The organism is Streptomyces sp. NPDC087844 (assembly GCF_044742785.1).
Taxonomy (GTDB): domain Bacteria; phylum Actinomycetota; class Actinomycetes; order Streptomycetales; family Streptomycetaceae; genus Streptomyces.
Genome location: NZ_JBIUVD010000020.1, coordinates 167,523 through 193,753 on the forward strand (window position 1 = coordinate 167,523; position 26,231 = coordinate 193,753).

Genomic DNA, 26,231 nt, shown 5'->3' on the forward strand with positions numbered 1-26,231 from the left:
CATGTGGTGGGGGGTGGCAGCGGCCCTGCTGGCGAACGTGCTCTACAGCGCGGGATTCGTCCTGGAGAAACGGGCGCTCGCGGCACTGCCGGAGGTGAGCGTCCGCCGACCCGCCCGGCTGCTGCGGCTGGTCCTCGGCAGCTGGCTGTGGATCGGCGGGTCCCTCGCCCTGGCGTCGGGTTTCGGCGCGCAGCTCGTCGTCTACCGCACCCTGCCGATCGCCGCCGCGCAGGGCATCTTCGTCTCCGGTCTCGTCATCCTCGTACTGCTCTCCTCGGTCCTGCTCGGCGAGGAGACCTCCGGCCGCGAGCGGTACGCGCTCGGGGCGATCCTGCTCGCGCTCCTGATGGTGGTGCTGTCCCTGAAGGAGGGCTCCGACACCGTCAGCCGCAGCGCGCCCGCCCCGCTGATCCTGCTGGTCTGCGTACCGTCGCTCGCGCTGGGCGTCTGGCTGTACGGGTCCGCCGAGCGCCGCGCCCGCCACCGGCACCGCATGCCGACGACGGGTGTCGAGTACGGCGTGGCGGTGGGTCTGCTGTACGGGGTCAGTTCGCTGGCCGTCAAGGGCGTGTCGAGCCACCTCACCGGGAGCGGGTTCGGCGGCGCGGTGCTCGGTCTGCTGCGCTCCCCGTACCCGTATCTCCTGCTGTTCACCGGCGTGTTCGGCCTGGTCATGTCGCAGGCGGCGCTGCAGCGCTGCCGGGCCTCGCTGATCGTGCCGGTCTGCACGACGGTGGCCTGTCTGTTCACGGCGGTGCTCGGCACGGTCACGTTCGGTGAGGCGCTGCCCGAGGACCCGCTGCGGCTGGCGCTGCGGCTCGGCGGTACGGCGCTGGCGGTCTCCGTACTTCTCGCGATGCCCAAGCACGACCCACCGCCGAAACCCCGATCCTTATCCCCCGCACAGGAGTTGACCAGCCATGAACCCGGACGATCCGCTGCTGAAGATACTGGCGTGCCCGCTGGACAAGGGACCGCTGCATCTCCTCGAAAAGGAGACGGGGGGTAGTACGCGGGGCGCTGAGGCTGCTGAAGGTGCTGAGGCCGCTCTGTACAACCCCCGGCTGCGGCGGCGCTATCCCATCGTGGACGGCATCCCGCAGCTCCTGCCGTCCTCCGGTGAGCAGGTGACGGACGACGAGCACGAGGATCTGCTGCTGCGGATCACCGGGGACGGCGACCTCAGCGGCTCCCGCGGCGGACCCCTGGAGCCGGGGTCGGTGACGCCATGACCCTGGCAGCCCGTCTGGCCCCCTTCGTGCCGGTGCGACTGGTCGCCGCCGTCGCCCGGTCGGTCTATCCACGCTACGAGCCCGAACTCGCCCGGCTCGACGACCTCTGCCCGCCCGGCTGCGGCACCGCCGTGGACGTGGGCGGCTGGTACGGCCCCTGGACCCACCGCCTGTCGGGCCGGGCACGCCGCGTGGTGACGGTCGAGCCGGTCCCGCACCTGGCCCGGCTGCTCACCGCCGTGACTCCCGGGAACGTCCAGGTCATCCACGCCGCCGCGAGCGACCGGTCCGGCACGGCCCGCCTCTGGCTGCCGGCCGGCGACCAGGGCGACCGGGGCGTCTCGTCCCTCGTCCGCCGGGACATCCACGCCCACGCCCTGGACGTCCCCTGCCTCACCCTGGACAGCCTGAACCTCCACGAGGTCGGCTTCGTCAAGATCGACGTGGACGGCAACGAGCTCGCGGTACTGCGCGGGGCGGACACCCTCCTCGCCCGTGACCGCCCGGCCCTGTTCATCGAGCTGGAGGCCCGCATCCAACCCATCGACACGGTCGTCTCCCACCTCTCCGAGCGAGGTTACGAGGGCTGGGTGCTGCCCGGCGACACCTGGCTGCCGCTGTCCTCCTTCGACCTGGAGGCCCACCAGGCGCGCTCCTCGCACGTGGTCTCCCAGGGCCTGCTGCGCCGGGTGCTGCCCTTCCGGGGTTCGGGATACGTCCGGTACGTGAACTCGGTGCTCTTCCTCCCGGACGGCCGCCGGCCGGGCGGGCCGCACGCAGGACACGTACGCCAGGCGGAGCCCGTGCGGGACGATGGGAGGCATGCCTCCCGCAAAACCGGCTAGCGCCGGACCGTTCACCGCGTTCGACTTCCAGCTCGTCCTGCTGCGCCGCATGGCCGACCACAACGCGGACCTCGTGGAGGACGCCCGCCACACACTGGGCGCCTCGGTCGCCCAGATGCGTGAGGCCAACCGGCGCTGGCAGGCGATGCGGCACGCGCCGCGCAGCCGGGGCGCGGTCGCGCGGTACCGCTCGATCCTGGGCGAGCCGGAGTCGGTGACGCCCCGGCGGATCGGCGACCTCTCCTGCGAGGCGTTCCTGTGGCCGGTCCCTCTCTGGCCTGACCTGCGCTACGAGGTGCTGGTGGCCCCGGGCGGGGTCGCCTGGAACGAGTGGCTGGTGCGCACGCCCGGCGCCCCCGCCCCGCAGTTGCGGTCACTGACCGACCTGACGCCCTGGTCCTGCACGGTCGACGAGGCGGCCCGCGCCTTCGCGCCGGCCCGCCCGCTGGAGGGGTCGGCGCCGACGCGCTGGGGGCTCGCCTTCACGGCACCGGATGGCACGGGCGGCAGGGGCGGCACGGATGGCGCGGACGGTGTACGGCGGGACTGCGTCGCGGAGTTCACGTACGGCCTGCTCCAGCGCGTGGCGGTCACCGAGCGGCGGCCTTGACGACGGCACGGGCGACCACCGGCACGGAGTCCTCGTGCAGGAAGAGGAAGAGATTGGGTTCGACGAGTTCCAGCTCCATGACGCGGGGCGCCCCGTCGTCGCCGTCCACCAGGTCCACGCGGGCGTAGAGCAGCTCCGGCGCACCGGGCACGGCGGCCAACGCCCGCTCGGCTACGGCGAGTTCGGCGGAACTCGGCTCCCAGGTCCGCAGATTCGGGTGCGGGACCTTCTTGTCGTCGAACGCGGTGCCGGGTTCGAGAACGGCTCCCTTGCGGATGGCATGGAGAAAACGCCCACCGAAGAACTGAAGGGCTCTTTCCCCGGCCGTGTCGATACTCCGCACGTACGGCTGCACGATCGCGGTCAGCCCTTCGGCGTGCATGCGCTCCAGGTGCCGTACGGCGGTGTCGTGGTCCTCGGGCGTATAGCGGGCCGCGTACCGTGCTCCGGCCCCCGAGGTCGGCTTGACGACGTACTCGCGGTCGTCGGGCAGGTCGGCCGGGTCGCCCGGGGCGAGGTAGCGGGTGTCGACGACGGGCACACCGGCGGCGGCCAGGTCGCCCAGGTACCGCTTGTCGGCGTTCCAGCGCACGACCTCCGGCGGGTTGGCCAGGGTCGTCGCGGCCCCGCACCGGTCGGCCCACGCCAGGAACTCGGCGGCCCGCCAGCTGTAGTCCCAGGTGGAACGGATGAGAACGAGGTCGAAGCGGCCCCACTCGACCTCGGGGTCGTCCCAGCAGACGACGGCGACCTCGGCCCCCGCCCCCGCTCCCTCCCCTGCCCCCGCCTGCCGCACCGCGTCCGCAAGGACGGGCAGGTCGCGGTCGTACCCGGCTTCCCGCACCTCCTGGCAGGTCACCAGGGCGATACGGGGGATGGTGCGTGCCACGGCGGGCTCCTCAGGGGGTCTGTCGGCTCCGGTCATACCGGTCGCAGGTTAACAACCGTCCCAGGGACAGCCCACGGGCCGGCCCGGGAGTAGAAGAGGGCACTTGACCTTCACCTTCGGTGAGACCACACCATCGGTGGCAGAACAGGAGGAACGCCATGTCGATGTCGATGATGACGATCGGGGCCTTCTCGAAGGCGTGCCGGCTGTCGCCGAAGGCACTTCGGCTCTACGACGAGCTGGAGTTGCTGCGCCCCGCACGGGTGGACCCGGAGACGGGCTACCGCTACTACGCGCCGGAGCAGTTGGAGCGGGCGCGCCTGGTGGCGTGGCTACGACGGCTCGGCATGCCGCTGGCAGAGATCCGCAAGGTCGGCGCCCTCGAACCGGTGGCCGCCGCGCGGGAGATCCGGGCGTTCTGGTCACGGGTCGAGGCGGAGACGGCAACGCGCCGCGACCTGGCGTCCTTCCTCGTGAACCACCTCGCGGGCCTTCCCACGGGCCCTCTCCCGAGCAAGGAGACCACCATGACCCCTGTCACCCCTACGCCCCCCGGCCTTGAACTGCGCTACGCCGCTCTCTCCGACACCGGCCGGGTCCGCCCCGCCAACCAGGACACGGCGTACGCGGGCACGCGCGTCCTGGCGGTGGCGGACGGCTTCGGAACCGGGGGCGCGCCCGCGAGCGGCGCCGCCGTGGAGGCCCTGAAGTTCCTCGACACCGAGCCGCTCGCCGCCGGGAACGTCCTCAACCTCCTGGAGGACGCGGTCCAGGGCGCCACGGAGGCGGTCCGGGAGGTGGCGGGCCCGGCGGACCCGGAGACCGGCACGACCCTCACCGCGATGGTGTGGACGGGCTCGCAACTGGCCCTGGTCCACATCGGCGACTCCCGCGCCTATCTCCTGCGCGACGGCGACCTCTTCCGGATCACCCACGACCACACGCTGGTCCAGTCACTGCTCGACGAGGGTCGCCTGACCCCGGAGGAGGCCACGACCCACCCGCAGCGCACGCTGCTCGCGAAAGCACTGACGGGCGCAGGCTCGCCGCCCCCCGACGTACGCCTCCACGACGCCCGCCCCGGCGACCGCTACCTGCTCTGCTCGGACGGCCTGCCGGCCGTCGTTCCGGAGACCACGATCAAGGAAACGCTCACGACGACCCCCGACACGGCTGAGGCGGTAGGAACCCTGGTGGCAACAGCGAACGCCGCCGGCGCCCCGGACAACGTGAGCTGCGTGGTGGCGGACGTGGTGAGGGCTGCCTGGCCCGTCACCGCGTAGGACGGATGGCGCGATGCGCTGGAGGACGAAGGTCATCCGCCTGGTGGATCTAGCTCAACGGCAGCTGCGCGAGCATGACGGCGTACACCGGGGAGTCCGGAAAGGGCTGACGCTTCCCGACCTTCCGGAAGCCCCAGTCCTCGTACAGCGCCTGCACGCGGGGGTGCTTGATGTCCACGAGAAGGACGGCGAGGTCCTCGGGCCGCTCCTGCAGAAGCGCGCGGGAGAGCGCGTCCGCCACACCCTGCTTCCGCTTCTTCGGGTGGACGGCCAGCTCGGAGTAGGAGAAGGTCGCCACCTTTTCCGGAGCCGGGTCGACGTGCTCTCGCCACCACTCCCTGCCCTCGACGGCAGGAGCACCGTAGGCGAAGCCCACCGCCTCGTCACCGTCGTACGCGATCACACAGGCGAAGTCCGGGTTACCGCCCCAGTGGTCCACGAACCAGGGGAACTTCTTCCTGAAGTCGTCGTCCCGGTCGGGTCCCGCCGCTGCGGCGTGCAAGTCGATGATCGTCTGCCGGATCTGCGGCAGGTCGTCGTGCCCGAAGCGGCGGATGTCCAAGCCATCGGCACTCACAGTCGGCTCCATTCCGATCGGTAGCGGTCGCCCCACTCTCGGGCGATCGTGGCGCCCGGTGCAAGGCTGATCAAGTCCCGGTAGTAGTCACCGAGCAAAGAGCGCATCCGTCCGGGGATCGGGTGGCCGGACATCTGATTGAAGACGGCGGAGGCCGTGGCGCATGCCTGGTCGACGTCACGCTGGTGGAGCTGGGCCAGCGCGAGCCGCGCGGTGGCGAGGGCCCGGTTCCTCTTGAACTCCTTCGGGATGGTGCTCAGGGCGCTGTGGGAAGCGGCCTCGGATTCGGCCGGGTCGCCGATACGGTGCCGGACGATGGCGGTCATGGCCAGCAGCTCAGCAGGACCGTAGAAGGCGATCCACGACGGGGCGGGCTCGCCCATCTCCACCTTGCCCAGGGCCTCCTGGGCGTATCCGAGGGAGCGGATGGCGGCTTGAGCGTCTCCAAGATTCGAGTGGCCAACGGCCGTACGAGCGTGGGCCAGGGAGCTGTACAGCGGCTGACGCCGGGCGACGGCCGTCCCCTGGGCCGCGTAGGCGGCATCGACGGCTTCCGCGTACTCGCCCCGGTGGTGGGCGAGCATCGCGTAGGAGTTCCAGACCCGCATCTCCGCGACGGGGTCCTTGGCCATCCCGGCCAGGTACAGGGCCCGGCCGAGGAGCTGGGAGGCGCGGTCCATCCTCCGGGCGTCGATGGCGCTCCATGCGGCCGTGGCCGTGTAGTCGGCGGCCACGGAGAAGAGCCTCTGACGGATGCGCTGCGTGGCCCCGAGCTTCTGCTTCTCCAGAGCCTCGGCGGCCCCGGCCAACGCGGCCCGTTCCAGGCCGTCGTGGCCACCTCTGCTGTGGTCCAGCACCACCAAGGCATCCAGGCCCGATCGGAGTCGGATCACGTCGGAGGTGCCGACCCGCGGCGGCGCACCGACGAACGGCGTCACGGCTGCGGCTGTTGCGGTGGCGGCGGTAAGGAAGTTCCTGCGATCCACAGGGGACTCCGGTTCAGAGGAGGAAGGTCGTCGACGGCCCGGAGGGCTGAACCCCAGCGCCCTGGCCGTACATCCGAATACTGCCTCCAACGCCAAGCGCTGCCGGAAGTGCGGCCACCGAGATTTTCCGGTCAGCCAGTTGCGGACGGTCCGGTCGCTGACCGTCCCCACGTTCCCCGAGGCGTCCAGCCGGACGTTCACCGCGTCGGCCAGTTCGACCTGTGTCAAACCGCGCTCCCGCATGGCGCTGTTGAGGGCCTCATTGCCGTTCACACACCCACGGTAAGGACTGATGACCCGTCCGTGAGTGGAGATCGTCCAGAATTTCCGGTCCAGGCCGATACACGGACCGCCGGAATTTCCTGCCTCCCCGCGCCCCGGAGCCGTTCACTCAAAGTAAGGCCCCTCACACCCGCACCCCGAGGTTCTTATGACTGTGACGGCAACACCTCGCCCCACCGGGCATCCTGGCTACGCACAGACGCTCGACAGGCTGCCGGAGAGCGCAGGGGTGGCCCGAAGCCTGGTCCGCACCGCCCTCGCCGCCTGGCACCAGGACGAGATGACCGAAGACGCTCTGAACATCATCACCGAGCTGGTCTCCAACGCGGTGGACCACGCACGCTCCCCCTCTATCAGAGTCATCGTCACGCGTCCTGCTGACGGCCGTATCCGCCTCGGGGTCGTCGACCGTTCCCGCAAGCTCCCGGAGATGCGGACCGACTCCATCGGGGACCAGGTCCGGGGCCGTGGCCTCGTCCTGGTCGAGGCCCTCTCGGACCGCTGGGGCACCGACCTCCACCGCAGAGGCAAGACCGTCTGGGCCGAGATCCAATGCGAGCCGGCCCAGTGACCGAGTAGCCGAAGGTACGGGTGAGGGACCAGGTATGGGACGAAGACGCGGCAAGGACGGGCTCGTCACCGACGTCAAGAACGGCTCCTGTGTCCTGCCGCCTCGACACCCGGCAGGCGGCGCGGCTCCACCCGCTCCTCCACAGCCGCGTCCCCCTCACGCCGCACCACATACGCCCCCTTCCCCGCGACCTCCGCAACAGCCTCCACCAGCTCCGTCCCCCGGTACACCAACCCCACCCCGTCATCGGTGCAGTGGGTGGTGGGAAGCGTGCCGTTCGCGACGAGGTCGTGGATCAGGGGCCGGCGGCCCGGGTCGGAGTCGTAGTGGACGCCGTTGCCGTAGGGCAGGAAGCCCAACGCGTCTGTCACAGGGCGCAGTTCAGGGCCGAACGAGTCCGTCGTGCCGCCCTCGAACCAGCAGATCGACCCCGCGCTGACCCCGCTCAGGACGACACCGGAACGCCAGGCCCCGCGCAGGATGTCGCCGAGGCCGTGCACCCGCCAGACCGCGAGAAGGTTGGCCACCGAGCCGCCCATGACCCAGATGACGTCCTGCTCCAGGACAGCTCCCTCGACGTCGTCGAAGTTGGGCCTCGGGAAGAGGTTGAGAGGAACGAGGTCGAACCCCGCCACCCGCGCGGCCTCGGCCATCCGCGCCGCGAAGTGTTCGGCGTCGCCGATCGCCGTACCGATGTACATCACCCGCGGACGGCGGCCGTGCGCGCCCGACAGCTCGACCGCGTGATGCACCAGCGAGTCGAACTCCACCATGGTCCTGGCACCCCAGCCGCGGTGGCCGCCGGACGTGGCGAGGATGGTGGGCGGCCTGGCGGCGGAGGAGGTGGGATCGGTGTGTGCTGCTGTGGACGCGGTCATGCCGACCGATCCTAGCCACGCCCGTCAGAACCCCCCGCCGCTCCCCACCACGCCCGTCAGGACCCCTGCCGCCGCTCCCAACCACGCCCGTCAGGGCCCCTGCCGCTGCTCCCCACCACGCCCGTCAGGACCCCTGCCGCTCGCTCTCCTCGGGATCCCAGTCCAGCAGCCGCACCCTCGCCACCGTCTGCACGTGCCGCCGCATCGCCGCGGCGGCCCGCCCCGGCTGCTGGGCCACGATCGCGTCGAAGATCGCCCGGTGCTGGGTCAGGGAACGGGTCGGCCGGCCCGGCTGGCGCAGTGACTCGTGGCGGCTCTCGGTGATCTGGTCGGCGATCGAGCGCATGAACTCGGCGAGGATCGTGCTGTGCCCGGCGACCGTGACCGCCGCGTGGAAGAGCCGGTCGCCCTCCACCCCGTGTCCGCCCGCCGTGATCTCGGCCCGCATGTGCGCAAGGGCGGAGTCCATGGCGGCCACGTCCTCGTCGGTGCGCCGCTCGGCGGCCAGCTCCGCGAGCTTGGTCTCCAGGGCCTCGCGGGCGTCGAGCACGTCGGGCAACCGGCGCCGCCGGTCGACGAGTTGTTCCACCGGCTCGGCGTCGAGGGTGTCACGAACGAGGTAGGTGCCGCCGCCGTGGCGGACCTCGACCAGCCCCTGGACCTCCAGAACCACTATGGCCTGCTTCACGGAGGCGCGGCTGACACCGAGCCTGGCCGCCAGGTCGCGTTCGGGCGGCAGCCGGTCACCGGCACCGAGGCCGCCCTCGGCGGCGTAACTGCGCAGCCGGTCGAGGACCTGCTCGTACAGGCGCGGCTTGGACCCCATGGGCCGCAGTGGGTCGGTCATGTCCGGTCTTCCCCCTTACCTCTCGATCTGGTGGATGAGTGGCTGAGCCAATTTACGTCATCTCTCTTGACGCTCTCCACCACGGCCGCCCAATGTGGTTCAGCCACTTGGCCACTCAACCACTCATCCACTCAGCCACTTTCCAGTCGGACCAGCCCCACTCGACAAGGGACCCAAAGACGGGAGCCCGTATGTCCGCCGAACTGATATCGATCCTCGTGCTCGTCGTGGTGTTCGTGATCGCCACCACCCGCTCCATCAACATGGGCGCCCTCGCCTTCGCCGCCGCCTTCGGAGTGGGCGGACTCGTCGCCGACCTCGACACCGACAAGATCTTCGCCGGTTTCCCCGGCGACCTCTTCGTGGTGCTCGTCGGCGTGACGTACCTGTTCGCGATCGCCCGCGCCAACGGCACGACCGACTGGCTGGTGCACGCCTCGATCCGGCTCGTGCGCGGGCGGGTCGTACTGATCCCCTGGGTGATGTTCGTGCTGACCGGCGCGCTCACCGCGATCGGCGCGGTCAGTCCGGCGGCCGTCGCCATCGTGGCGCCCATCGCCCTGAGTTTCGCCGCGCGCTACTCCATCAGCCCGCTGCTGATGGGCGCGATGGTCGTGCACGGCGCCCAGGGCGGCGGCTTCTCCCCCATCAGCATCTACGGATCGATCGTCAACGGCATCGTGGAGCGCGAGGGCCTCCCCGGCAACGAGATCGCTCTCTTCCTCGCCTCCCTCATCGTCAACCTCGTGATCGCCGCGGTCGTGTTCGTGCTGTTCGGCGGCCTGAAACTGAGCCGCGCCGAAGAGACCGACCGCGACCGGCAGAAGACCTCGGAGACGACCTCGGGGGCGACCACGAGGGCGACCTCGGGGGCAACCACGGGGGTGCCCGATGAGGCGTCCGGAGAGGCGACCGGGGACGGGGAGGAGCCGGCCCCGGACGACGACACCTCCCGGCTCAACCCCGCCCGTATCGCCACCCTCGCCGCTCTCGTCGCCCTCGTCGTCGCCGTGCTCGTCTTCGACCTGGACGCCGGGCTCACCTCCATCACGCTCGCCGTCCTGCTCAGCACCGTCTGGGCCGAGGACAGCCGCAAGGCCGTCAGCCAGATCGCCTGGCCGACGGTCCTGCTGATCTGCGGTGTGCTGACGTACGTCGGTGTGCTCGACGAGATGGGCACGATCGACTGGGCGGGCGAGGGCGTCAGCGACATCGGCGTCCCGCTGCTCTCGGCCGTACTGCTCTGCTACATCGGCGCGCTGGTCTCCGCGTTCGCCTCCTCGGTCGGCATCATGGGGGCGCTGATTCCGCTGGCGGTGCCGTTCCTGGCACAGGGCGAGATCGGAGCGATCGGCATGGTCGCGGCGCTCGCGGTGTCGGCGACCGTGGTGGACGTGAGCCCGTTCTCGACGAACGGCGCCCTGGTTCTCGCCGCGGCACCCGGTGTCGACCGGGAGCGTTTCTTCCGGCAGCTGATGATGTACGGAGGGATCGTGGTGGCCGTGGTCCCCGCCGTGGTGTGGCTCACGCTGGTGGTCCCCGACTGGGGGTGACGCCGACGCGCCCCACCGTGTCCGACACCCGCATACGAACGAAAACGACCGACGACCAGTGAGCAATGACCAGTGACCAGTGACCAGTGACCAAGGAGTACGCACGCGTGTCCCCTCTCTTCCCTGCCCTGACCGAGGCACTGGCGGACCCGGACGGCACCGCCGCGCACCGGTCGGCCCTGCGCTTCGGCGACCGCTCCCTGACCTACGGCGAACTCGCGGCGACCGCCGCCCCGCTGGCAGCCCGAGTCGGGGAGGCGGGCCGGATCGCCGTGTGGGCCACGCCCACCCTGGAGACGGCCGTCGCCGTGGTCGCCGCGCTGCTGGCCGGCGTCCCCGCCGTGCCGCTCAACCCGAAGTCGGGCGGCAGCGAGCTGGGGCACATCGTGGCGGACAGCGCGCCGGCACTCGTACTCGCCGCCCCGGACGACCGGCTCCCCGACGCCCTGGCCTCTCTGGCACGCGTCGACATCGACGTACGGGCCACCGGGCCGACCGCGCGCCCCGCCCCGGACGCGCGCCACCTCGCCGATGAGCTGCCCGCCCTCGTCGTCTACACCTCCGGCACCACCGGCCCCCCGAAGGGTGCCGTCATCCCCCGCCGGGCCATCGCCGCCACGCTGGACGCCCTCGCGGACGCCTGGCGGTGGACCGGCGACGACGTCCTCGTGCACGGCCTGCCCCTCTTCCATGTGCACGGCCTGATCCTGGGCATCCTCGGCCCGCTGCGCCGCGGCGGATCCGTACGGCACCTCGGCCGCTTCGAGACAGCGGGCGTGACACGGGAGTTGAGCAGCGGTGCCACGATGCTGTTCGGGGTGCCGACGATGTACCACCGGATCGCGGAGGCCCTGCCCGAGGACCCGGCGCTCGCGAAGGCGCTGGCGCGGGCACGCCTGCTCGTGTCCGGTTCGGCGGCCCTGCCGGTGCACGACCACGAGCGGATCGCGCAGGCGACGGGCCGGCGGGTCATCGAGCGGTACGGGATGACCGAGACCCTGATGCTGTGCTCATCCCTGTGGACACCCCCGGACCCCCGGCCCGGCGTCCGCGCGGACGGCGGGCCCCGCGCGGGCACGGTCGGCGTGCCGCTGCCGGGGGTCGAACTGCGGCTCACGGAGGAGGACGGCACAACGGCCCTGGAGGCGTACGACGGGGAGACCGTGGGCGAGATCCAGGTCAGGGGCCCGAATCTCTTCACCGAGTACCTCAACCGCCCCGACGCGACGGCGGCGGCCTTCACCGAGGACGGCTGGTTCCGCACCGGCGACATGGCGGTGCGCGACCCCGACGGGTACGTACGCATCGTCGGCCGCAAGGCCACCGACCTCATCAAGAGCGGCGGCTACAAGATCGGGGCGGGCGAGATCGAGAACGCGCTCATCGAGCACCCCGGCGTACGGGAGGCCGCGGTCACGGGCGAACCGGACGCCGACCTCGGTGAGCGGATCGTGGCGTGGATCGTGCCCGTCGACCCCCATCACCCCCCGTCCACCGCCGAGTTGGCGAACCATGTGGCCGACCGTCTGGCGCCCCACAAGCGCCCCCGCGTCGTCCACTGCCTCGACGCCCTGCCCCGCAACGACATGGGCAAGATCATGAAGCGCGCGCTGACCCATGACTGAGGGCGCCGCGGTCCACCGCCCCCGGCGGTTCACGGCCCGCGAGGCGATCGCCCTCGTCAGCACCGGCTTCACCGAACTCGCCGCCCCCGCCCCCGCTCCACCGGGCTCGTACGGGCCGGACGGCCCTCTTTCCTGGCAGGGCTACGACGCCTCGCGCGGCCGGGCCGCGGACCGCACCGGTGAGGAGGAGTCCGTCGTCTGCGGCACCGCCGTCGTCAAGGCCAAGGACGGCGGTACGACCTCCGCCGTGCTGATCTCCTTCGAGTTCGGGTTCCTCGGCGGCTCGCTGGGCGAGCGCACGGGCGACCGGCTGGAAGCCGCGCACATCTACGCGCGCGAGCACCGCCTCCCGGTCGTCTCCCTCGTCGCGACGGGCGGCAGCCGTATGCAGGAGGGTATGCGCGCGCTGGTCCAACTCCAGCGCGTGGCACGGCAGTCGGCGCTCACCCGTGCGGCCCGTCTCCCCCAGATCGCCGTTCTGCGCGACCCCACGACGGGCGGCGGCTGGGCCACCCTGGGCGCGGGCGCCGATGTGATCCTCGCGCTGCCCGGTGCGCAGGTGGGCTTCGCGGGCTCGCGGGTCCGTCCGCCCGACGCGGACCCGGCCGCGTACACGGCCGAGGCGCAGTGGGCGGCGGGGTCGGTCGACGCCGTGATTCCGGAGCGGGAGCTGCCGGAAGTGCTGGCGCTCTGGCTGCGGCTCCTGAGCAGCCCGTCGACGGACCCCGTGCCGCCGCCCCCGGCGCTGGGCGACACCGTTCTGCCGGCCACCGGATGGGAGGCCGTACGAGCCGCCCGCGCCCCGCGACGGCCGCGCGCCGAGGCTTATCTGGACGCCTACTTCGCCCGGCGCGCGGCGATCAGCGGTGACCGTTGCGGCGGTACCGACGAGGGCATGCTCTGCGGTTTCGGCGCCCGGGCGCGGGACGGCCGTACGGTCGCGTACGCGGCCCAGACCGGCACCGCCACGCGCCCCGCCGGCTATCGCACCGCCGCCCGGCTGATCCGGCTCGCGGACCGGCTCCGTGTCCCCGTGCTGACCCTGGTGGACACCCCGGGCGCCGCCAACGACGCGGAGGCGGAGCGGCAGGGCGCGGGGGCGGCGATCGCGGAACTGTTCGGAGCGGTGGCGGCGGCGCAGACCCCGGTGACCACGTTGCTGATCGGGGAGGGCGGCTCGGGCGGTGCGCTGGCCCTCGCGGCCCCGGACAACACGTGGGCCACGCCGGACAGTTACTTCTCCGTCATCGCCCCCGAGCTCGCGGCCGCCATCCTCAAGCGCCCGGCGGAAGAGGTACGGGCCACCGCGGACCAACTCCGCATCCGGCCGCAGGACCTGGTGGAGCTGGGAGTCGTGCGGGGGATCGTGGAGCGGGGGCGGTGAGTCACGGCTACCGCACACCCACGGTCCGGATGATCTCCTGGGTCACCGAGCCTCCCCGGTCGTCACCCACGGAAGCCCGCAACGACACGTACGCGGCGCCGCGCGGCACGCTCAGCGTCCCCTGCCAGGTGTCGACACCCGTCTCGGCACCGGTCTCGGACACGCGTACCTTCCGCCATGACCGGCCGTCGTCGTAGGAGACTTCGAGACTCGCTCCGTCGAGGGCCCCGAGGGCCCCGAGGGACAGTCATGCGGCTGATGCCGAACCCCGACTGCCTCCTGCGCGCCCTGGAACACCTCGGCGCGCAGCCGAAGGACGCCGTACTGGTCGGCTCGTCGGTCGCCGTACTGGTCGGCTCGTCGGTCGCCGTACTGGTCGGCTCGTCGGTCGCCGTACTGGTCGGCTCGTCGGTCGCCGAACTGACCGCGGCGCGCGCCGCCGGCCTGCGCTTCCTCGGCTACACCCGCTCCGAGGGGCACAATCAGCGCCTGGCCCGCGCGGGCTGCGAGGTGACCACTGCCTCGTGGGCCCCCTCCTCCGGTCCCTCCTCCGGTCCCTCCCCCACACCTGAGCCCCCTCCGGCGCCCGGGGCGCCCGCCCGTCACCTGACGTCCCGTCCGCCGCCCGCCGCCCGCCGCCCGCCGCCCGCCGCCCACGAAAACCACCCGTCCAGCCGCACCCCGCCCGGCCTATCCCGGAAGGCGACACCCCGTCAGTTGCCGCACGATGCGTAGGAGGACCGCCGCCCGGCCGAGTCCCACGGTCTGTGCTCTCGGGAGGACCTGCCATGACCGCCAGCCTGGAGCAGTTGCGCCGCTGCCATTTCGCCGTCGACCTCGGAGCGGCGAGAACGCGTGTCTTCGTGAAGGGCGCCGGGCTGATCGTGGACCAGCCCAGCGTCGCCGCGGTGAACACGAAGACCGGCGCCCTGATCGCGGTCGGTGAGTTCGCCGAGAGGATGACGGGCCGTACTCCCCACTACATCCGTGTCGTACGCCCCGTCTCGGGCGGCACGGTCGTCGACATCGAGATGGCCCAGCGCATGCTGCGCCAGCTCCTCGGGGACAAGGTCCGCCGCACCCTGCGCCGCAAGCCCCGGCTGCGGGCCGCCGCCTGCACTCCGCACGACTCCGACCCGCTGGCCCAGCGGGCGACCGTGGAGACGCTCGTCGGTCTCGGCGCGCGGCGCGTCGAACTGGTCGACACGCTCATCGCCGCCGGTGTCGGCTGCGGACTGCCCGTGGAACGCCCCGAGGCCACCATGATCATGGTGTGCGGGGCCGCCGCCACCCAGGTCGCCGTGCTGTCGCTCGGCTCGATCGTGACCGCCGAACGCATCCCCGTGGGCGGCGAGGCCATCGACCACGCGATCGTCCAGCACCTGCGCCACCACCACGAGTTGATGCTCCCCTCGCAGTCCGTACGTCCGCTGCAGCTGGCCCTCTCCGGGAACGGGCTCACCTCGCAGGGGCCCACGTCCACCGAGATCCACGGCCGGGACGTGGCCACCGGCCTGGCCCGTTCCGTACAGGTCGACACGGCCGCCGTGCGCGACGCCATCCAGACCCCGCTGACCGCCGTGCTCGACGGCATCGGCAAGGTGCTGCGTGCCTGTCCGCCGGACCTGGTGGCCGACCTCGTGGACCGCGGGATCATGATGGTCGGCGGCAGCGCGCTGCTGCCGGGCCTCGACCAGATGCTGCGGCAGGCGACGGGAATGCCGGTGCACATCGCCGAGCGGCCCGAGGTGTGCGCGGTCCTCGGCCTGGGCGCGATGCTGGAGGGCCGGATCGAGCCCCTGGTCCTCGACCCGGCGGCCGGCTGAACGCCCGCACGAACCCGCAGGCACAGAGCCCCGAGCCCCCGCCACCACCGCCGCGGCGCCCATGACGGAGCCCACGCCCACGAACCCCGCGGAGCCCCCCTCCCAGGGGCTCCCCCTCCCCCGTCTCCTCGAAGCCGTTCTCGGTGTCGGCAGCGATCTCGAACTGCGCGCCACGCTCCAGCGCATCGTGGAGAACGCGGCGGCGCTGACCGGCGCCCGGTACGCGGCCCTGGGCGTGCTCGCGCCCGGCGGCAGCGGCCTGGCGGAGTTCTGCACGGTTGGACTGCCGAAGGCCGAGCGGGCCCGTATCGGGCATCCGCCGAGCGGACGCCGGGGCCTGATCGGCGCGCTCGTCCACGAGTCCGCGCCGCTCCGGCTCACCGACCTGACCACCGACCCGCGCGCGTGCGGTGTCCCGCCCGGGCACCCGCAGATGCGCAGCTTCCTCGGCGTACCACTGCTCGTACAGGACGAGGTGTACGGCAACCTCTACCTCACCGAGAAGCGCGGCGGCCCCTTCACCGCCGAGGACGAGCAGGTGACGCGGCTGCTGGCCGCCCAGGCGGGCATCGCGATCGGCAACGCCCGCCTGTACGAGACGGCCCGGCAGCGGGAGCGCTGGATCGAGGGCGCGGCGGCCGTGACGACGGCACTGCTCACCGGCGAGGCGGCGGCCGACGCGCTGATGACGGTCGCCGAGCGCGCCCGCGTCCTCGCCGACGCGACGGCCGGAGTGATCCTCCAGCCCACGGACGAGGGCGGCATGGAGATCGTCACGGCGTCGGCGCCGGCCGGCCGGGACGACCTGATCGGCACGACCATCGCGCCGGGCAGCGCGGTCCTGGAGCAACTCCTCGGGGGCGAGCCGGTGTTCCTGGACGACTCGGCGACCGACGCGCGTATGACGACCCCCGTACGGCACCGGTTCGGGCCGAGCATGATGCTGCCGCTCCAGTCCGGGGGCCGGCTCATCGGCACCCTCGCCCTGCCGCGCCGGCGCGGCGACCCCCCGTACAGCCCGGCCGAGAAGCTGCTGGCCACGCAGTTCGCCTCGCAGGCCGCGCTGGCGCTGGTGCTGGCGGACGCGCAGCAGCGCCGGGAGCGGCTGGCGGTCTTCGAGGACCGCGACCGGATCGCCCGTGACCTGCACGACCTGGTCGTCCAGCGGCTCTTCGCCACCGGCATGATGCTGGAGTCCACGCAGCGCCGCGCGGCCACCCAGGAGCGGGAGGCGGAGGTCCACGCGACGATCGGCCGGGCCCTCGACGAACTCAGGTCCACCGTCCAGGAGGTCCGTACGGCGATCTTCGCCCTGCAGCAGCCGCCCGCGGACGCCCCGACCAGTTTCAGGGGAAAGGTGCTCCGCGAGACGGCGGGCGCCGCGGCGGCTCTCGGCGTCCAGCCCTCGGTCCAGTTCACCGGGCCGGTCGACACCCGCGTCCCGGACGCGGTGGCGGGACACCTCCTCACGGCCCTCGAAGACGCCCTCGCCACGGCGTCACGCCGCGCCGGCACGACCCGCGTCGCGGTCACGGTCGACGCGACGGTGCGGCTCCCGGACGGCCGCCCGGGGGTACGCCTCAAGGTGTCCGACAACGGAACGAGAAACGCGGCCGACGCAGACACAGGAGCAGGCGCAGACCAGAGAGAGGGCACGACGACGTGGCAGTCCCCTCTTTGAACCAGCACGGACGGACGATGGCAGGCTCGCCGCGGCCTCACCCCTCCGGCATCGCGCCCCGTAGTCCCGAAGGGCCGCGTTGTCGGTCGGTCTTTCACCGCACCCGTTCACCTGCCGCAAACCGTCTTGTTCGCTACCGTTGGGCGATCAGGCGGATATGCGGGCGGGGGCTGCCATGGTTGCGTTGGTGTTCGTACACGGTACGGGTGTTCGGAGATCGTCCTACGACAAGACACTCGAAGTCCTGGAGAAGGGGATCGGGCGCGAGCTGCCCGGCACGCGGGTGCACCCGTGCTATTGGGGACACGTCCACGAGTCCGAGGCCGAGGCCGAGGCCGAGGCGCGGACCGAAACCGAGGTGCCCGACCTCCCTCTCCCCGAGCACGACGAGGAAGCCGTCAAGTGGGGCGTCTTCTACGAGGATCCCCTCGCGCCGCTCAGGCAGTTGGGCGATGCCACAGCTGTGGACCCCGAAGGTTTCGGCGGTTTCGTCCTAGGGGATCGCTCGGGCCCGGAATTCGAACGCCGTGCGCGTGCTCTGGCGGCCGCTCCTCCCGAGGAGCTGGCGCGTCTGCTGGACTGGGCCGACCTCCGGGGGCGGTTCCCGCTCGTCGTCGGTGACGTCCTCGCCTCCTCCGAAGGCCGGTCCGCCCTCACCGGCTCCGTGTCGGACGGGGAACTCCCGGTGGCGCTGGCCGTCGCCTTCGTCGCGCGCATGCTGGGGGACGTCCAGCGCGCCGGCCTGCCCCTGGTGTGGAGCACCGAGGAGCGGGATGAGGCGGTCGCGCTGATCAGCGGGGAGCTGGGCGGGGAGTCGGGCGGCGAGCAGCGCGGCGTAGGTCTGGTCGCCCTCGGTGTGCACGGCTGGGCAGCGCACCGCTTCGGTGTGATGCGGGCGGTGGAGAAGCGCAGGGACAAGTGGCTGGAGGCCAGCGCCCCGCAGACGGGCGACATCCTGCGCTATCTCGTCCGTGGCGAGGGCATGCGCGGGGCGATCCTGCATGACCTGGAGCGGGTTGCCCGGACGGCGGGTCCAGTCGTCGTGGTCGCGCATAGCCTCGGCGGAATCGCGTCCGTGGATCTGCTGGTACGGGAGGCGGTGCCCGGAGTGTGCCACCTGGTCACGATGGGCTCCCAGGCCGGATACCTGTACCGCAACGGGGCGTTGCCGAGCCTGGAGACGGGTAAGCCGCTGCCGGACCACTTTCCACGCTGGACCAATGTGGTCGACCCGCGCGACCTGCTCGCCTTCGACACCGAGCCACTGTTCACCGCCGACCGGGTGACCGACGTGCCGGTGGCCTCGGGCGAGCCGTTCCCCGCCTCCCACAGCGCCTACTTCGCGAGCCGTGCCGTGCACAAGCTCCTGGCGAACGCGCTGCGGGAGTACATGTGAGCAGCCTCTCCCCCGAGGCTGACGCGACTCCCGAGGTTCCCCGAACCCCTGAGATACCTGCGGCCGACCCTGCTCGCACTTACGCCGTCCTGGTCGGGGTCGACACGTACGAGTCGCCTAACCTGCACAATCTGACCGGTCCCGCGCTGGACGCGTGCCGTCATGCCGCCTGGCTGCGGAACCGGGGGGTGCCCGCCGCCAACATCCGTCTGCTGATTTCGCCGGACGCCCGGTCACGGCCGGAGGCGGAGCGGCTCGCTCAGGAGCACGGGCTGGAGATCCAGGCGGCCACCGAGACGAACGTATGGCGCGTGCTCGACGAGGAAGTCCCCTCTTGGCAGGGGGACTTGCTGTGGTTCACGTGGAGCGGGCACGCCATCCTCGACCCGCGAAAGCAGCAACGGTTGTTCTACGCCGACGCTCGTCGTGAGCGGCCGGTCAACCTCGTCATGGACGACCTGGAGACCGCGCTGCTGCACGATCCGCGCTACTCCGGCATCGCCCGTAAGGTGTGCGTGGTCGACGCGTGCCGGAACTTCGTCGTGTTCCACGGCGTCCTGCCGCTGCGCACGCTCGCGGGCGTCAGAAGCGGTGAGGGGACGCTGCTCGGGCTCTACGCGACCCAGGACGGAAGCACGGCCGGAAACATGGGGCATCGCAGGATCGGTGTCTTCTCCTCCTTCCTGTTGCCGGAGCTGGAGAACTCCCGGGCACTGCCGCCCGATCCGAATCCGATCCTGCGTCGTGTCAAGCGCGCGATGGCGGAGGCCGACATCCTCCAGGTTCCCTTCCTGCGCGAGCGGGGCTGGGACGGCCGACAGCAGGAGTCCGGAAGCCGGGCGCGGCTCTCCCCCAACATTCGCGGTCACAGCGAGGAATTGGAGCGGCTGAGCGGCAAGGGACGTTATCTGAAGGAGGAGTTCCTTCCTTTCGTCAGTCCCGGAGCAGGCCACGAGGCCGACCCCGCGAGCCTGTTGTCCCGGCTGGCCGCTCTGTCCGGGACGGACGAGGACGGGACGTCCAACGACCCCGCCAAGTGCGGCCTGCTGCTGCTCGGTACCGCCGGGTCGGGGAAAACCCGTACGTGCTTCGAGGCCGCCGCCCTGGCCCGGCGCGAGGGATGGCGTGTGCTGCATGTCTCGGCCGCCGCGACCGTCACCACGGACGAGTTGACGGACGCGGTGTACGAGCAGCGCGGCAGTCCCGTGCTGCTGGTCTTCGACTACCTCGACAGTTACACCCAGTTGGACCTGACCGCACTGGCCAGGGCCAAGGAGGAGTCCTGCGCCTCCGGCTATCCCTTCGCGTGCCTGGCATCGGTACGACCGGGTGCGTTGCGTCAGATCGCCCAGCGGGGCGGCGACCTCGTGTTCGAGCACGTCCTGCTGAGACAGGACGAGCAGCATCACGAGGCGGTCGCCCACCGCATCTTCGAGAAGGTGGCCCCGCGGGCCTTCGGCAGATGGGGTTACGACGTCATCCGCGAGGTCTGCGGCAATCGGCCGATCATCGCGCTGCTGATCGCCCGGGAAATCGAGGCCAGGCTCAACGAGGGTCTCGCCATACCCGAGTTCACCGGACTGCGGGACGGTGACCTGCTCGAATGGCTGCGCCGCCGGACCGAGGAGGACTTTCTCGGCAACTCCCCCGTCTCGCGCCCCGGACCGACTGGCCCCGACACCTGGCTCCTCACCTCCACCGTGGCCGCGGCGGCCTGCGCCCAGGAGCGCGACGCGGTGGAGCGGGCTGTCGACCATCTCCTGAAGATCCGTCCCGACCAGGCCTTCCCGAGCGACGGGACCAGTGTCGTTGCGCGACTGATCCGGCTGGGCTGGCTGCTGACGACGGGCGAGGATACCGATGTCGTCCACGACATCATCACGGACGAACTCCTTCAGCGGTCGCTCATCCCGGACAGGCTGGAGCTGCAGGGCCGCACCGCCACCACGCTCTTCGACGCCATGCTCAGCGACGCCTACACCTTCGGCCGATTCGTCAACCACTTCCGCCGGTGGACCGCCGACCTGGACGACGAGCACCGCGCCGAGGCCGGTCGTGTCTGCGAGAACTGGCTCAGGGACAAAGCACCAGCCATCGCGAAAGTCCTCACTGACGCACCCGCGGAAGGCGGCCGGATACTGCTCGCGCTGCTGTCCAGCTTGCCCTGGCAGTCGGGCGCGGCACAGGCCTGGGACCAGCTCGTCGAGCCGTGGCTGCGGCACGCCGAGACTCATGAACCGGGCCTCGTCACGACCTTCTACACCAATGTGCCCGACGCGCCCCCGGAGCGTCTCCTGGCCGAAGCCCTCGGCTGGCTCACCGAGCACGCCGAGGACGACGGCGCGCGGAACGTGATCACCACGCTACTGCACGTGAGCGCACTGACACCGGAGCAGGCGGCCCTCGCCATGGACCATGCGCTCACCTGGCTCGCGGCTCATGGCACTCGGGACAGAGGCGTCTTCGTTCTACGACAGCTGCTGGAACGCTCCGATCTGGGCGGCGAGCGGACCTTCCTGGCCGCCCGGCTGGCCCTGGCCTGGCTCGCTGCTCATCCGACCGCCGCCGTCGGCCAGTTCATTCTCAGGCCGCTGCTCAGGTCCCGGGACCTGAGGGACGAGCAGGTTCGGCAGGCGGTGCAGTGCGCGCTGTCGTGGCTGGAGCGCGACCGTGGGCGCTCGACCAACGACTTCGTGCTGCGTGCCCTGCAGCAGCGACGGGACCTGAGCGACGAGGAGAGCGAGCTGACGGGCACGTACGCGCTGTCCTGGCTGGCGACCCACGGGACGCGGTCCACCAGCGACTTCGCGCTGAGTTCCCTTCTGAGTTCCAGGCTGACCAGCGGCCAGGCGTTCCGTGCCATCAAGTTCGCCTTCGCCTGGCTCGAACTGCACGGACGTACCGAGGTCGCGGGGTTCGTACTGACTGCGCTGCTCAGCAACCCGTACCTGGCCGGCAAGCAGCACACGCGGGGCGTGGACACCGCTCTGGCCTGGGTCGGCATCCACGGGGAGCTACCGGCCGGCGGTTTCGTCCTGCGGTCCCTGCTGAAGAGCGCGGCGAGCGGCGCCGCATCGGCGCGGGCCGTGGAACACGCCCTGGGCTGGCTCAGGTCGCACGTGGCCATCGAGGGCGCCGGTTATGTGCTGGGCCGACTGCTGGAACGTTCCGACCTGACCGACCGGCAGTTGGCTCGGGCCGCGGACTTCACGCTGTCCTGGCTCCGTGTCCACTGGAAGCTGCCGACCGGCAGGTTCGTCCTCGAACCGCTGTTGAGGGACTCGCGCCAGGGGGAACCGCAGACGCGAGCCGCCGCATACGCCCTGGCCTGGCTCGGAGACCATTCGAAGCAGGTGGAGGCCGCCAGGGTGCTGAGCGCACTACTGGAACGCCCCGACCTCGACACCAAGCAGCGCGCCCGGGTCGTGGAGCACGCTCTGGCCTGGCTCGGCATCCACTGGGAGTCGCCGGCCGCCCAGCACATCCTGCGGCCCCTGCTGAAAAGCTCCACCTCGGCATGGACCTGTCCGCTGCCCGACGACCAGGTCGCGACGGCCGTCACGTATGCACTGGGCTGGCTCATCAAGTACACGACCGGAAAGAACGCGCGGTACCTGCTGGGTATTCTCCTGTACCGCGCCGACCTTCCGTCCGACCGGCAGCCGGAGGCCATCCACCTCGCTCTCGCATGGCTCGATATCCACAGGGACAACGAGAACGCCAACCGTGTCCTCACTCCGTTGTTGAAGCTCTCCTTCCTGGACGACGTGTCGCGCCCCCGAGCCGTTGAGCACGCCCTGGCCTGGCTTCACACGCACGAGACGAGCGAGGTCGCGCATCGCGTCCTGGACTCCCTGCTGTCACTCCCCGACCTGGAACCCGAAACCCGCACCCTAGCCACCGAGCACGCCCTGGCGTGGCTCGGAGCCCGCGGGACATCCCCGTCCGCCCAGAGGTTCCTGCGTCCCGCCCTCAAGCAGTCGTACCTGGACGAGGCGGCCGACGCCCAGCTCGTCACCCACACCCTGGCCTGGCTCGCCGACCACGGCACCACCGAGGAAGCCCAGTTCGTCCTGAAGCCCTTTCTCGAAAGGTCCGACCTGGACGAGGCGACCGGAGGCACAGCCGTCGACCACGCACTTGTCTGGCTCGACGAGTACGGCACCACCGTCAGAGCCCAGTTCGTCCTGGCCCCCTTCTGTAAACGGACCGACCTGGACGAAGCCGAGCTCAGCCGGTCCGTCGCCCACGCACTGACCTGGCTCGACGGGTACGGCATCACGGAGGAAGCCCGGTTCGTCCTCAACTCCCTGCTGCCACGCCCCGACCTGAACCCCAAGTCCCGCACCCCGGTCATCAAGCATGCCCTGACCTGGCTCAAAACGTTCCACACAGCCGAGAGCGCCCGTTTCGTCCTGGGCCCCTTCCTCAAACGGACCGACCTGGACGAAGCCGAGCTCAGCCGGTCCGTCGCCCACACACTGACCTGGCTCGACGAGTACGGCATCACGGCGGAAGCCAAGTTCGTCCTGGCGCCCTTCTGCAAACGGACCGATCTGGACGAAGCCGAGCTCAGCCGGTCCATCGCCCACGCACTGACCTGGCTCGACGGGTACGGCATCACGGAGGAAGCCCAGTTCGTCCTCAACTCCCTGCTGCCACGCCCCGACCTGAACCCCAAGTCCCGCACCCTGGCCATCAAGCATGCCCTGACCTGGCTCAAAACGTTCCACACAGCCGAGAGCGCCCGTTTCGTCCTGGGCCCCTTGCTCGAACGATCGGATCTCGAACCGGAGCTGACCTCGGTCCTGGTCGGTTATGCGCACACCTGGCTCGACACGAGCGGCCCGGCCCCCAGAGCGAGCTACATCCTCCAAGCACTCCTGGAACATCGCGGCCTCGGTCCGGACGCAAGACGCGACGCCGTCATCAGGTCTCTCGACTGGCTCACGGAACACGGCTCGTTGCCCAGAGCCGGCTTCGTCCTGCCGGCATTGCTCGCTACCCCCGCGCTGCCGGCCACCCAGGCAGCGGCCGCCGTAGCCCATACCCTTACCTGGCTCAACTCCACCGAACCCTTGAACGAGCAACGGGCGGCCGTGCAAACGGAGTTGCGAAGACGCGGAATCCTTACACCGGAGCAGGACATCTAGGCCGCCTCGGCGCAAACCCGCAGCGCCCCTCCAGGCAGTCGGCCCCGCGCCGCGAGACAGGGTTACGGCGTCCCGGCGGCCCGCGTCGGCCGGGTGCGCACCGTCACACCCGGCTCCACGAAGGCAGGCGTGCCCCGGTCCCGGAGGCAAGGTCCGGGGCAGACGAACGCTCCGAGCTGGAGGACCGGCGCGATCTCCGGTGTGCAACCCCGACGCCGATGACGACAGCAAAGTTGCTGGTCAGATCGATTCTTCCCGCGTAGCGAGTGGTGGGGCGGGTGGGACTCGAACCCACGGCCGGCGGATTATGAGTCCTTTGAGGATCTTGGCGGCCCTTGCCGATCAACGCTCATCCATGACGCTTTCGCAGGTCAGATGCGGTTATCCATGTTAGAGCTAGTGACCCCTTGTCGGTCTGTTCCTGTCCTTGCGGCCTCAACTCGGCCTCAGGGACAGGAACAGAGAGCCAAGCCGCAGGCGTACGGGAGGAACTCGCGAGCTCAGAACGGGCCTCCCACTCGTGCTCAGCGGATTGCCCTTCCAACACGCAGAGGCTCCGCCCATCCGCGTCGGAGCGGAGACGCAGTGGCCGTTGTCGTGGCAGACCAGGAAGCAGAGTGTTGAGCCCCTATGGAGGTGCCTCAGACGCTGGCGGGTCGTTGACACGGGTCGCCTTTCAGCAGCTGCTTGCTAACCGGCGTCACCACCGGTCAGCACAGCCGCATCATAGTGACGACCGCGTGCTGGGTCGCGCCTGCCACGACCTCCACCACAACATCGCCCTCAACGGGCCTATAGGAAGTCGCCGGCCATCGTGCATGCGCGATCGGCCTGGGGAGTATGCGCGGGCCGATTGTGAGGCAAGCTCCGTGGTCAGCCGCTGGGACAGTGCGGTTCGTCGGGCAACCGTACGGCGAGGGCCTTCGAGTGCCGGGCAGTGCCGGTGAACCTGATTGCAGTGGTGTCGCCGGTGTCCGAGTGGCAGATTTTGGACCTTCTCTGCACGTCACTCGCCTGGGGCGCTCTGAGCCACTTGTATGGGTTTCTCGCGTCTCGGGGAGAGCGTGGTCCGTTCTATCCTGATGCGGAGCCATCCTGCGGGCGCCATGGGGGAAGCCAGAATGCACGATCTCGCGATCTACTACCCGTACATTCACGTCCAGGACGACACGTGGCTGAAGGCGGCAGCCTTGTACTGGCCGCACATCGGACGGATCGTTCCGGAGGACTACCCCATTCAGGAGAGCCACACGGCCGAGGTCTTGAACGGCGAGCTCGGCCTGATGGTCAACGTCTCCCCGAAGTGGTACGGCAAGAGGCCGGGGTGGCCTTTCGCAACTTCGTAGGGAATCGGCTCCACGACCTACGTGAACGGCTTCCTTCTGTTCCTCCACATACAGTTCGTGACGCTCCCTTCCACCGGGTGCCGGGGACACCCGCTCGGCACCTCATAGAATGGGTCGATGTCGACAGCAAGGGTATGTTCGGGGTCAAGGACATACTCGTCGAGGCGGGGCTCGCCGTGATGGCCTACGACAACCACGGTCGGCGATGGCTCGGCATGCATCCGCGTCTCGCGGCGGTGTTCCTCACCGCGCTCGCGCAGCGTGTCGCGGACGCCAACCAAGCCAAGCTGGTCACGGACCAGCCGGACAATCTCGGCGACGTGGAGGGCTGGACCACGGAGGCGATCGCGGGAGAGCTGCTCGGCGGCCCCGCGCGGGGAGCGCCGAGGCGGCACTCGGCCGACGGGATCGCCGCGATGTATGCGGTTCTCGCCATTCAGACCGTGGTGCCAGCGTCTCTGGAAAATGTTCCGGTCAAGAAGATCGTGGCCGCACGGAAGACGCTGCATGCCGAGTTCGATGCGTTCCAGGCTCATCTGGAGTCACTGACCGACGAGTTCACCAGGCTGGCCGAGACGGACGACCCCGGGATCCTCGCCGCGCGCCTGGAAGCACTCGCCGATCGCCATGTGAGGCTGCCGCTGGCGGAGCTCAGACGCGGGCTGCGCAGTGTCGGGCTCCAGCCGGTCCAGGCGACGATAGGGATCAAGTCGCTCAAGTTGCCTGTACTGCCCGCCGCAGCAGCTGCCACCTTTGCGGTCCCTGACACCGCGGCGCAGGCTGGACTCCTGGGCGCACTGATCCTCTCGTCAACAGTGCAGGCCCATACGGCAGCCCGACAGCTACGCAGTAATGCCGTCGGCTATCTACTAGGTCTACACCGGCACGTGCACCCGCACAGCACCGTGGACCGGGTTCTACTCCGCAACCGTTACCCGAGGTTGCTCTGACCTGCTGGGTTTCCAACGATACGACAGCAACGGGATGCCCTGGCCAGACCCGCGGCGGGTGCCCTCTTCTTCACCTGCTTGCGGTTTGCAGCGGCCGGTTGGTCATCTAGCGCAAGTTTTCACAGGTATGGGACCACAGACTCAACGGCATCACCAGACTCGTCGAGGACAGTGTGTCCGGGGTGCCTGGTCTCCAACTCGGCAACGGAGCCGATGCGAGGGTGAGGTTCCCCCGAGATGCGGAGTGTGTTGACAGAGGGTCAGATGGTTCTCATGAGAGGAACATCGACCATGGCCGCCCCCAGGAAGTACTCGCT

Annotated in this window: 22 protein-coding genes; 16 read left to right on the plus strand and 6 right to left on the minus strand. The window is 70.6% G+C overall.

Annotated elements, in window-relative coordinates; all coding sequences use genetic code 11:
* The first annotated feature begins 1 nt into the window (after position 1).
* Genes ACIOKD_RS31740 through ACIOKD_RS31755 form a run of 4 tightly spaced genes read left to right on the plus strand, consistent with a single transcriptional unit; the run spans position 2 to position 2,687 of the window.
* Positions 2–1,009: a DMT family transporter gene (locus ACIOKD_RS31740; RefSeq protein ID WP_402090813.1), complete on the plus strand. Its 1,008-nt coding sequence runs from the start codon at positions 2–4 to the stop codon at positions 1,007–1,009.
* Positions 921–1,232: a Trm112 family protein gene (locus ACIOKD_RS31745; protein WP_402090815.1), complete on the plus strand. Its 312-nt coding sequence runs from the start codon at positions 921–923 to the stop codon at positions 1,230–1,232. Before ACIOKD_RS31740 ends, ACIOKD_RS31745 begins: the two co-directional genes overlap by 89 nt.
* On the plus strand, positions 1,229–2,077 hold the full coding sequence (locus tag ACIOKD_RS31750; RefSeq protein ID WP_402090817.1) for an FkbM family methyltransferase: 849 nt from the start codon (positions 1,229–1,231) through the stop codon (positions 2,075–2,077). Before ACIOKD_RS31745 ends, ACIOKD_RS31750 begins: the two co-directional genes overlap by 4 nt.
* Entirely contained in the window at positions 2,046–2,687 is a 642-nt protein-coding gene (locus ACIOKD_RS31755; RefSeq protein WP_402090819.1) for a hypothetical protein, read from the plus strand. Before ACIOKD_RS31750 ends, ACIOKD_RS31755 begins: the two co-directional genes overlap by 32 nt.
* Here ACIOKD_RS31755 and ACIOKD_RS31760 read toward each other — a convergent pair.
* Complete coding sequence (locus ACIOKD_RS31760; protein ID WP_402090879.1) at positions 2,668–3,564, minus strand: RimK family alpha-L-glutamate ligase; 897 nt, start codon at positions 3,562–3,564, stop codon at positions 2,668–2,670. The genes ACIOKD_RS31755 and ACIOKD_RS31760 overlap by 20 nt on opposite strands.
* A 176-nt stretch (positions 3,565–3,740) precedes the next feature.
* Here ACIOKD_RS31760 and ACIOKD_RS31765 point away from each other — a divergent pair, with 176 nt between their 5' ends.
* Entirely contained in the window at positions 3,741–4,859 is a 1,119-nt protein-coding gene (locus tag ACIOKD_RS31765; protein ID WP_402090881.1) for a MerR family transcriptional regulator, read from the plus strand.
* Between the two features lie 49 nt (positions 4,860–4,908).
* Here ACIOKD_RS31765 and ACIOKD_RS31770 read toward each other — a convergent pair whose 3' ends face one another.
* Positions 4,909–5,448: a GNAT family N-acetyltransferase gene (locus tag ACIOKD_RS31770; RefSeq protein ID WP_402090821.1), complete on the minus strand. Its 540-nt coding sequence runs from the start codon at positions 5,446–5,448 to the stop codon at positions 4,909–4,911.
* Positions 5,433–6,695 carry a twin-arginine translocation signal domain-containing protein gene (locus ACIOKD_RS31775; RefSeq protein WP_402090823.1) on the minus strand — a complete coding sequence of 421 codons (1,263 nt, stop codon included), beginning with the start codon at positions 6,693–6,695 and terminating at the stop codon, positions 5,433–5,435. Before ACIOKD_RS31775 ends, ACIOKD_RS31770 begins: the two co-directional genes overlap by 16 nt.
* A gap of 157 nt (positions 6,696–6,852) precedes the next feature.
* Here ACIOKD_RS31775 and ACIOKD_RS31780 point away from each other — a divergent pair, with 157 nt between their 5' ends.
* Positions 6,853–7,275, plus strand: a complete 423-nt coding sequence (locus ACIOKD_RS31780) for an ATP-binding protein (protein WP_402090825.1) — start codon at positions 6,853–6,855, stop codon at positions 7,273–7,275.
* A gap of 74 nt (positions 7,276–7,349) precedes the next feature.
* On the opposite strand, the gene ACIOKD_RS31785 is transcribed toward ACIOKD_RS31780, so the two are convergent.
* Together ACIOKD_RS31785 and ACIOKD_RS31790 are read right to left on the minus strand one after the other, a co-directional pair.
* A complete protein-coding gene (locus tag ACIOKD_RS31785; protein ID WP_402090827.1) occupies positions 7,350–8,153 on the minus strand; it encodes a Type 1 glutamine amidotransferase-like domain-containing protein in 804 nt (267 codons plus the stop codon).
* 124 nt (positions 8,154–8,277) lie between these two features.
* Positions 8,278–9,000 carry a FadR/GntR family transcriptional regulator gene (locus ACIOKD_RS31790; RefSeq protein WP_402090829.1) on the minus strand — a complete coding sequence of 241 codons (723 nt, stop codon included), beginning with the start codon at positions 8,998–9,000 and terminating at the stop codon, positions 8,278–8,280.
* Between the two features lie 191 nt (positions 9,001–9,191).
* Here ACIOKD_RS31790 and ACIOKD_RS31795 point away from each other — a divergent pair, with 191 nt between their 5' ends.
* The 3 genes from ACIOKD_RS31795 to ACIOKD_RS31805 all read left to right on the plus strand — a co-directional run bounded on the left by ACIOKD_RS31795 (position 9,192) and on the right by ACIOKD_RS31805 (position 13,562).
* On the plus strand, positions 9,192–10,553 hold the full coding sequence (locus ACIOKD_RS31795; RefSeq protein ID WP_402090831.1) for an SLC13 family permease: 1,362 nt from the start codon (positions 9,192–9,194) through the stop codon (positions 10,551–10,553).
* A gap of 107 nt (positions 10,554–10,660) precedes the next feature.
* The gene (locus ACIOKD_RS31800) at positions 10,661–12,178 is read left to right on the plus strand and encodes an acyl-CoA synthetase (protein WP_402090833.1); all 1,518 of its coding nucleotides are present in this window, start codon (positions 10,661–10,663) and stop codon (positions 12,176–12,178) included.
* Complete coding sequence (locus tag ACIOKD_RS31805) at positions 12,171–13,562, plus strand: carboxyl transferase domain-containing protein (RefSeq protein ID WP_402090835.1); 1,392 nt, start codon at positions 12,171–12,173, stop codon at positions 13,560–13,562. The genes ACIOKD_RS31800 and ACIOKD_RS31805 overlap by 8 nt, the downstream gene beginning before the upstream one ends.
* Before the next feature lie 7 nt (positions 13,563–13,569).
* Here ACIOKD_RS31805 and ACIOKD_RS31810 read toward each other — a convergent pair whose 3' ends face one another.
* Positions 13,570–13,725 (minus strand): hypothetical protein, encoded by a 156-nt coding sequence (locus ACIOKD_RS31810; protein WP_402090837.1) that lies wholly within the window; start codon positions 13,723–13,725, stop codon positions 13,570–13,572.
* A gap of 86 nt (positions 13,726–13,811) precedes the next feature.
* Between ACIOKD_RS31810 and ACIOKD_RS31815 the strand changes: the two genes are divergently transcribed.
* The 7 genes from ACIOKD_RS31815 to ACIOKD_RS31845 all read left to right on the plus strand — a co-directional run bounded on the left by ACIOKD_RS31815 (position 13,812) and on the right by ACIOKD_RS31845 (position 25,914).
* The gene (locus ACIOKD_RS31815) at positions 13,812–14,297 is read left to right on the plus strand and encodes a hypothetical protein (RefSeq protein ID WP_402090839.1); all 486 of its coding nucleotides are present in this window, start codon (positions 13,812–13,814) and stop codon (positions 14,295–14,297) included.
* A 53-nt stretch (positions 14,298–14,350) separates the two neighbouring features.
* Positions 14,351–15,388, plus strand: coding sequence for a rod shape-determining protein (locus ACIOKD_RS31820; RefSeq protein ID WP_402090841.1), 1,038 nt, complete (start codon positions 14,351–14,353; stop codon positions 15,386–15,388).
* A gap of 61 nt (positions 15,389–15,449) precedes the next feature.
* Entirely contained in the window at positions 15,450–17,069 is a 1,620-nt protein-coding gene (locus tag ACIOKD_RS31825; protein WP_402090843.1) for a GAF domain-containing protein, read from the plus strand.
* Positions 17,070–17,244: 175 nt separating this feature from the next.
* Positions 17,245–18,465 carry a hypothetical protein gene (locus ACIOKD_RS31830; RefSeq protein ID WP_402090845.1) on the plus strand — a complete coding sequence of 407 codons (1,221 nt, stop codon included), beginning with the start codon at positions 17,245–17,247 and terminating at the stop codon, positions 18,463–18,465.
* Positions 18,462–23,618 (plus strand): hypothetical protein, encoded by a 5,157-nt coding sequence (locus ACIOKD_RS31835; RefSeq protein ID WP_402090847.1) that lies wholly within the window; start codon positions 18,462–18,464, stop codon positions 23,616–23,618. Before ACIOKD_RS31830 ends, ACIOKD_RS31835 begins: the two co-directional genes overlap by 4 nt.
* Before the next feature lie 1,121 nt (positions 23,619–24,739).
* Positions 24,740–24,964 (plus strand): hypothetical protein, encoded by a 225-nt coding sequence (locus ACIOKD_RS31840; RefSeq protein ID WP_402090849.1) that lies wholly within the window; start codon positions 24,740–24,742, stop codon positions 24,962–24,964.
* A gap of 134 nt (positions 24,965–25,098) precedes the next feature.
* On the plus strand, positions 25,099–25,914 hold the full coding sequence (locus ACIOKD_RS31845) for a DUF6236 family protein (protein ID WP_402090851.1): 816 nt from the start codon (positions 25,099–25,101) through the stop codon (positions 25,912–25,914).
* The last annotated feature ends 317 nt before the right edge of the window (positions 25,915–26,231 follow it).

Coding starts and splice junctions, on each gene's coding strand:
- ACIOKD_RS31745 (WP_402090815.1), top strand. CDS start 921: ATGAACCCGGACGATCCGCTGCTGAAGATACTGGCGTGCCCGCTGGAC.
- ACIOKD_RS31785 (WP_402090827.1), bottom strand. CDS start 8,153: ATGACCGCGTCCACAGCAGCACACACCGATCCCACCTCCTCCGCCGCC.
- ACIOKD_RS31765 (WP_402090881.1), top strand. CDS start 3,741: ATGTCGATGATGACGATCGGGGCCTTCTCGAAGGCGTGCCGGCTGTCG.
- ACIOKD_RS31770 (WP_402090821.1), bottom strand. CDS start 5,448: ATGGAGCCGACTGTGAGTGCCGATGGCTTGGACATCCGCCGCTTCGGG.
- ACIOKD_RS31790 (WP_402090829.1), bottom strand. CDS start 9,000: ATGACCGACCCACTGCGGCCCATGGGGTCCAAGCCGCGCCTGTACGAG.
- ACIOKD_RS31750 (WP_402090817.1), top strand. CDS start 1,229: ATGACCCTGGCAGCCCGTCTGGCCCCCTTCGTGCCGGTGCGACTGGTC.
- ACIOKD_RS31795 (WP_402090831.1), top strand. CDS start 9,192: ATGTCCGCCGAACTGATATCGATCCTCGTGCTCGTCGTGGTGTTCGTG.
- ACIOKD_RS31780 (WP_402090825.1), top strand. CDS start 6,853: ATGACTGTGACGGCAACACCTCGCCCCACCGGGCATCCTGGCTACGCA.
- ACIOKD_RS31825 (WP_402090843.1), top strand. CDS start 15,450: ATGACGGAGCCCACGCCCACGAACCCCGCGGAGCCCCCCTCCCAGGGG.
- ACIOKD_RS31830 (WP_402090845.1), top strand. CDS start 17,245: ATGGTTGCGTTGGTGTTCGTACACGGTACGGGTGTTCGGAGATCGTCC.
- ACIOKD_RS31805 (WP_402090835.1), top strand. CDS start 12,171: ATGACTGAGGGCGCCGCGGTCCACCGCCCCCGGCGGTTCACGGCCCGC.
- ACIOKD_RS31820 (WP_402090841.1), top strand. CDS start 14,351: ATGACCGCCAGCCTGGAGCAGTTGCGCCGCTGCCATTTCGCCGTCGAC.
- ACIOKD_RS31740 (WP_402090813.1), top strand. CDS start 2: ATGTGGTGGGGGGTGGCAGCGGCCCTGCTGGCGAACGTGCTCTACAGC.
- ACIOKD_RS31840 (WP_402090849.1), top strand. CDS start 24,740: ATGCACGATCTCGCGATCTACTACCCGTACATTCACGTCCAGGACGAC.
- ACIOKD_RS31815 (WP_402090839.1), top strand. CDS start 13,812: ATGCGGCTGATGCCGAACCCCGACTGCCTCCTGCGCGCCCTGGAACAC.
- ACIOKD_RS31755 (WP_402090819.1), top strand. CDS start 2,046: ATGGGAGGCATGCCTCCCGCAAAACCGGCTAGCGCCGGACCGTTCACC.
- ACIOKD_RS31845 (WP_402090851.1), top strand. CDS start 25,099: ATGTTCGGGGTCAAGGACATACTCGTCGAGGCGGGGCTCGCCGTGATG.